6 protein-coding genes are annotated in these 6,081 nt (G+C 67.7%); 3 read left to right on the forward strand and 3 right to left on the reverse strand.

Annotated features, from left to right (window positions below; translation table 11 throughout):
* Positions 1 to 205, reverse strand: a 205-nt coding sequence (locus tag AC1DP0_RS16685) for a hypothetical protein (RefSeq protein ID WP_478086337.1), incomplete at its 3' end; no start/stop codon positions are given.
* A gap of 327 nt (positions 206 to 532) precedes the next feature.
* Positions 533 to 1,321 carry a class I SAM-dependent methyltransferase gene (locus tag AC1DP0_RS16690; protein ID WP_478086340.1) on the reverse strand — a complete coding sequence of 263 codons (789 nt, stop codon included), beginning with the start codon at positions 1,319 to 1,321 and terminating at the stop codon, positions 533 to 535.
* A gap of 228 nt (positions 1,322 to 1,549) precedes the next feature.
* Here AC1DP0_RS16690 and AC1DP0_RS16695 point away from each other — a divergent pair, with 228 nt between their 5' ends.
* The 3 genes from AC1DP0_RS16695 to AC1DP0_RS16705 all read left to right on the forward strand — a co-directional run bounded on the left by AC1DP0_RS16695 (position 1,550) and on the right by AC1DP0_RS16705 (position 3,991).
* Positions 1,550 to 2,029, forward strand: a complete 480-nt coding sequence (locus AC1DP0_RS16695; protein ID WP_478086344.1) for a hypothetical protein — start codon at positions 1,550 to 1,552, stop codon at positions 2,027 to 2,029.
* A gap of 147 nt (positions 2,030 to 2,176) precedes the next feature.
* Positions 2,177 to 3,586 (forward strand): hypothetical protein, encoded by a 1,410-nt coding sequence (locus tag AC1DP0_RS16700; protein WP_478086348.1) that lies wholly within the window; start codon positions 2,177 to 2,179, stop codon positions 3,584 to 3,586.
* Between the two features lie 108 nt (positions 3,587 to 3,694).
* Positions 3,695 to 3,991, forward strand: coding sequence for a hypothetical protein (locus tag AC1DP0_RS16705; protein WP_478086350.1), 297 nt, complete (start codon positions 3,695 to 3,697; stop codon positions 3,989 to 3,991).
* Between the two features lie 1,139 nt (positions 3,992 to 5,130).
* Here AC1DP0_RS16705 and AC1DP0_RS16710 read toward each other — a convergent pair.
* Positions 5,131 to 5,907 (reverse strand): hypothetical protein, encoded by a 777-nt coding sequence (locus tag AC1DP0_RS16710; RefSeq protein ID WP_478086354.1) that lies wholly within the window; start codon positions 5,905 to 5,907, stop codon positions 5,131 to 5,133.
* Positions 5,908 to 6,081: the final 174 nt, after the last annotated feature.

Here is a 6,081-nt window from a genome sequence, read left to right on the forward strand (position 1 = left end):
CGGGGTGCCCGACGATGGACCAGCCCTGCGCGGTCAGGACCTGCACCTCCGGCAGGTCCCCGGGGCCGGGGAGCTTCCGTCCGGGTTGCAGCCGGAACGGCCGACCCTCGGCGACCAGTGCGGTCAGTTCTTCAAGCTCCGGGGGCAGCGGCGGGAGAGGATCGACGGCCGGTGGAGTGTTGGCTCCCCACGAGTCATCGCTCATGCCGCCCACTGTCGCACCGACCGGGTACGCGGTGGGCGTTTCCGCGCGGCGGCCCCTTCTCCCGAACGCAAGAAAGAAGCGGCTGGCCGGCTTCCCCCGTCCCAAGGACGAGAAAAGCCGGCCAGTGCTTCAAGAAGTGAGCTCCTCTGTGTTCCACTCAAGGACACCTTGACGTTGAAGATGCGCTGGCACCCTCCGGCCTCGAGGGCGTCGCGCTGCAGAGCCGCGTCCTGCTCGAGGGTCGATACGCAGCGTGCCCGATGAGGTAGCCAGCGCTGGGTGGCCAGCAAAGTCCGCACATGCCGCGAAGAGCTTCTGCCGAGTCGCTCAGGCTTTGCGCATCAAGTGCAGCTTCGTCATTCCCTGCAGTCGCACGTGCCCTTCGAAGATCGTCTCTAGTTCGGTGAAGAGCGCCGCTCGCACAGACTCATGGGCCACGGCGTACTGCGACGTGGTGGACAACAACCTCAAGTAGTCGGTCGCGGTCAGCTTCCGCGTCCAGATGTAGGTGCGCTCGAAAGCGTCCTCCAGCCCGCTGCTCACGGCGATCTCATCGCGCCAGGGGTCGACGTCCTCCGGTGCGGGCAGGTCCGCGATGAGATCAGGAGCCGCGGTCTCGTACGTCCGGCGAACCGCGCCGAGGTCATGCTCGGACGGGTCAAGGTGCCAGTTGTTCCAGAAGAGAGCAACTGCGCCAGAAGGCCCGAGCAGGTCACGCATCCGCGTCCACCTCGACGCTGGGTCGGTCCAGTGGAAGGACTGAGCGGCCACGACCAGGCCGAAGGGCCCGTCGGCGCCCTCGAGGTCCTCGAAAGTTGCAACGCGAACCCGAACCTGATGACCCACGCCAGCCTCGTCGGCCCGGGACCTCAGGACCTGAGCCATCGCCTCTGCAGGCTCCACGGCGGTGACATCCAGGCCCCGCTGCGCTAACGAGATGGTGGCCTTTCCGGTACCCGCCCCGATCTCAAGCACGCCGCGTGCCAGCGTGGTGGGGGCGAAGGCGAGGACGTCGTCGAAGAGCTTGTCGGGGTATCCGGGTCGGAACTCGTCGTAGGCCTCGGCGCCGGACTGGAACGACGTTGCGCGGGCAATCGTGGCCTCGTCGTGTGGCATCCCCGCATGGTGGCATGCGGCCGCTTCTGCATCGCGCAGCAACATCCGCAAATGCCGCTCCCCGAGGATCGTGCCGATGTGAGGACGTTGCGATCCAGCCGATGTAAGGAAGTCTCGCTCTTGCTGTTCATGCCGCTACCCGGCCCCCTGAGGACAGACGAGAGGCCGGCATAGGCGGGTGCTTCTCAGCCCGACTCCGAAGGTCGCCGTTGTGATTGGCTGACCTCCGTGGAAACGTCGGATCTTGCTGCGCTGGTCCCCAGCCTGATGGAGCGACATCCGCACTTCGCGTGGAGACTCCTCAGCGGCAACACCAAGGACGAGGCGCTGCTCGTGGAACTACACCCACGCGCACGACCGGAGTGCGTTGTCACCATCCGGGTGAAACCGCCCGGTGAGATGTACTTCCTGTCGTTCGGCGGGGTCGAGGCTGGCCCCGACTTCGCGTACCAAGATGACGAGCAGAGAGAGGTCTTCAAAGGCCTCATTCAAGACGCTGTTGCCGTGGCCACCGGACCCTCACGACTCACACGCCAGACTGTCGGCGGCATCGAGGTCAGGTCATGCATCGTGATCGAGGCAGAGGGGCCGAACGAGCGCTCCCTTGGGGAGACCTACCGCAACTTCTTCCCTGGCCTGAAGGCACGACTCAGAGGCCAACGCAGGATCAAAGAGATCGTCGAGATCCCCTCAATCACGGGTAAATGAGCTGTCGCGACCTCATGCCGCACGCCGGGTGCTTGCTRCGGCTACGGCACCCGTCTGCGCTGCCCTTCCTGGGCCGGGAAAGGCGAGCGTCGGTAGCCAACGGCGTGGCCAGCGACCGGGCCGCCGCGCCACGTCTAGGTTCAGTGCGTGAGTAGCCACGAGAGCCCGGCTGCCATCACCCCTGCCCGGCTGGGGCCGGCGGGTCCGCCGCAGCGGCGCGGCCTGCCGGAGCCGCAGGACCGGCTCTCGCGCTCGGTGCGGTGGCTGAGCCAGTCCACCCGAGACATCCGCCGATGGATCGTCGGGCTCGTCCTGGTCGCTGGCGTGTGCTGCTGCGTCGTCCTCAACGCCACCAGCGATCGAGCCGCGGCCCAGGACCTCAAGGTGCACGGGCAGTGGCTGGTCAGCAACGACGTCCAGGTCTACGTCGGGTACGAGAGCACCAAGAGCGGCGGCTACTGGGTCGCCGACGGCGTCCGGGTGGGGTTTCCCGGCGTGAGCGGTCAGGTTCCCCTGCAGGGCGCGGGCAGCCTCGACCCTCTGGATGGCGACAACTGGAAGGAGGGATGGCAGGCGCCAACCGCCGCGACCGGCTACCAGCCCCCGCTGACCGTCATCGTGCGGCGTGGCCCGTCGGGAGCCTTCGTCACGGGGATGGCCAAGGGCGACTACGACTACCGGGTCAACGGCACCACCGTTCAGGCCGTGGCCGCGTCCATCGGGACCGCGGCACTGATGCTCGCGGTCCTGTCCCTGCCGCTGAACCGGGCGCGGCTGCGACGCAACGCACGCAGGGACGCGCAGCGGATGGCACGCATCACCACCACGGGGCGTCGCGGCACCACCGGTGACCCGCGGCCACCGGGGACGGCCGACTCCCTCAACAGTGCGAACCTCGACCACGGGATCGGGTCCGACCCTGATGCGGCGTCGAGGCACGCGCACGAGGACGCGGACACCGATCCGACAGCCAGGGCCATCGCCATTGGTTTGCTCGTCGCAGGACGAGTCCTGATCGTGGCAGCGGCTGCAGCCGTCGTCATCTGTCGGCTGACCCGACCCGTGTGGATCACCGCGCCGCAGGATGCCGGTCTTCCTACCCACTGGATCACCAACACCACTTTCGTCCTGACGTTCGCCCTGGCGCTGGTGCTCCCGACCCTGGTACTGCCGATGGGCTCCTGGGCCCTGGTGGGTCGATCCGCATCTGAGCTGACGGTCCGTACGGTGTTGGGGCCCCGGCGGGTATCACTCGGTTCCGTGCGCGTTTCCCGGCTCACCCTGCCGGGTCGGGGCGCCAACACGCATCTGCTGATCCTGCGCGATCATCGGCGCCGCATGGTGATCGTCGGGCGCTCGACCCTGGGCCGCCACGAGCCGGCGGGCGCGAGCGACCCCGAGGTCGCACTACGTGCGGTCATTGACACTGAAGCCCCTCTGCCATCTCGCAGACGCCGCGCTTTGCGTTACGCCCTGGGCTGGCTCGTGATCGGGATCTGGAGCGTCGGTGCCCTCGTGGTCTTTGGTCTGCTCATGGCTGCTGCCGGCGTGGCCTGACGATCGTCCACGAAGAGGCCGGCCTGCAACGTCCGGAAATGCCGCTGATGGTTCGTTCCGGCGCGGATCTGGCCGAGCGATACTGACCGCGTGCCCGCCCTTCGCCTCATGGCCGATTACGAGTGCTATCCCATCTGGGATGTCGGAGCAGCGACGGCCAACGCTGACCCTGCCAGCCTCGACATCCCCCTGGATCTGGCGACGGCCCTTTCGGCCTGGGGCGACGAGTACACGGCCACCCTGAATCGATCGGACCCGGCAGCTTCCGGATTCACCGACGAACGAGTTGCCGAGACATGGCTAGCTGCCGGTGCGGAGCTGGCGGCTCGTCTCCGAACTCAGGGCTTTCAAGTTGTCTACTTCCACGACGGCATGGCGCCCCGTGATCTCGTGGCTGCCGGGTAGAACCCCTTTACCGCTCATGCCGCGGACGGGAAGTCGATCTTTTCCAAATGCCAAAGGTTGGACCCCGCTGCTGAGGCCTCCGCCGCCGTGTGCCGGCTGATGGTGCTTGGGATCAACCAGTCCGGTCGTCGTGGTTCGCGTCCCAACGCGTCACGTATTGCTGCAGGCTGCTAACTCCGGTGACCAGGCCGACCGTGGAAAGAATGCTACCGAACGTGACCATCCACGTGACGGCTGTCGCTTCCCCGTGCGTCACCGCCAGCGCCTGGACCCCGAGGACCGCGAAGGCGAAGAGCGCACAACCGACTCGGATAGCACGTCCATGACGGGCCCCCCAGCGTTGCAGCGGTGTGGGTGCTGGTAAATACCGCGATTGCACGCAGCCATTCAACTCCGTAGACAGGTGCCTCGCCTCAACTTTGGACAACAGGGCCGCACTGCCCTGTGACTGGCTCTCCTTCACTTGCCTCTTTCACTGGAGAACCCGGTCTGATCACGACGGGCGACGCGACGTGCAGTTGCGAACCGTGTCCGCGCCGGCGAGGGCGATCGCCGCGTGTTTAGAGACGGCTTACTGTTGAGGAGGCGAGTTCCGGCTGCGGACCGCGTACACGACGCCCGCGGCGCCGACCAGCATGAAACCCAGGCCACCGAATCGCGATAGCCCGTTATTGGCCCGCACTGTCAGAACAAGGCCGAGCACGATCATTACTGTCCAGGCGACAATGGCAACCATTCGCGCGGTCTTCACTTGGAATCGACCTCCTAGCTCCCGATAGCGCCGACCTCGACGTCGATACCGTCAAGGTCCGGGTGCGCCGCCAGTCCCCGACACGTCGAAGCGTCATGCCCCACGGGCCTATCGACCATGAGGTCACGCTCCCACGAAATGCACGCTCATGCCGCATGTGGCGAGTCGGCGTCAAACACGGCCACTAGCGAGGGGACTCGAGACCCGACCGATGCGCCGCATCTCCCTGGGAGTCGAAACCTGAACTCGAGGCTGGCCTCCTGGTCGCACGGCTGACACCCACCAGGAGCGCTAAACACGCCGCCCCCGACGGGACGCCGTCCGGCCAACGCGTCCGAGCGGAGGGGTCGAAACCGCCATGACGAGCACGCGGCGGGCGGCCGGGGTGTCAGCTCAGGTGGCGGGCGAGGGCGGTGAGCGCGCGGTCCTCCTCCGCCTTCGTCCACGTGCGCCCGTCGAGGACGACCCACGCGACCCGGGTCTGGCCGAGGAACGCGACCGCGGTGACGTCACCGGACCGGTTCGTCCCGGACGGGACGTGCCCGACGACGGCTGGGAGACCGTGCACTCTCGAGGCGACCCCGCCGGCGCACGTGCGGAAAGCCTCCGTGAGGAACTCCGAGACGCCCTTGCTGTCGTCGGCCCAGAAGTCGACCTCGACGTACGCGACCGTGCGCGAGTGGCTCCGGCCGTCTCCGAGGACGCCCTCGTCCGTCGACAGCCCGATCCGGCGGATCTGCCGGGCCCCGAGGACACCGACCCGGTCCGGCCAGTCGACCGACATCCACGGGACCGGCTGACCGCACCAGGTGCCGTCCCCGTCCGGCATCTCCTGCTGGCAGCGGCCGTCTGTGCCAGCGCCCGCTCCGGGTTGGTACTCGTCGTTCAGGTCGATGCCGCGCCGGACGCCCGGACCGAACAGGTCCGCGAACGGCAGCTTGACGCTTCCGCCACGGCCGAGGTCCCGGTGCACGGAGCACTTCGCGGCCTCGGCAACGGCCGTCATCGACGGCCCCGGTGTCGACGTCGCGACTACCGGCGCCGGGCGCGGCGAGCTCGACCCGCCGGTGGTGCAGCCGGCCGCGGCGAGCGCGGCGGCCACGATGGAAGCGATGATTGCGCAGCGCCCGGTCCGGGTCGCCGCAGTGAGTCGTCCCCTGATCATGTTCAGGAGTGTGCCAGCGGCACCCGCCCGTGCACGCTGCTCCACGCAGGGTCCGGGCCTGCCGGGCCTCACGGTCCTCCCGGTAGTTGCGGATCTGCTCGGTGAAGTCCAGCAGTCGACTCCTGCGCGGGCACCTTGAAGCGCAGGGAATCGTGATCAGGCCGGGCCGGACCC

Source organism: Terrabacter sp. P5_B1 (assembly GCF_056400505.1).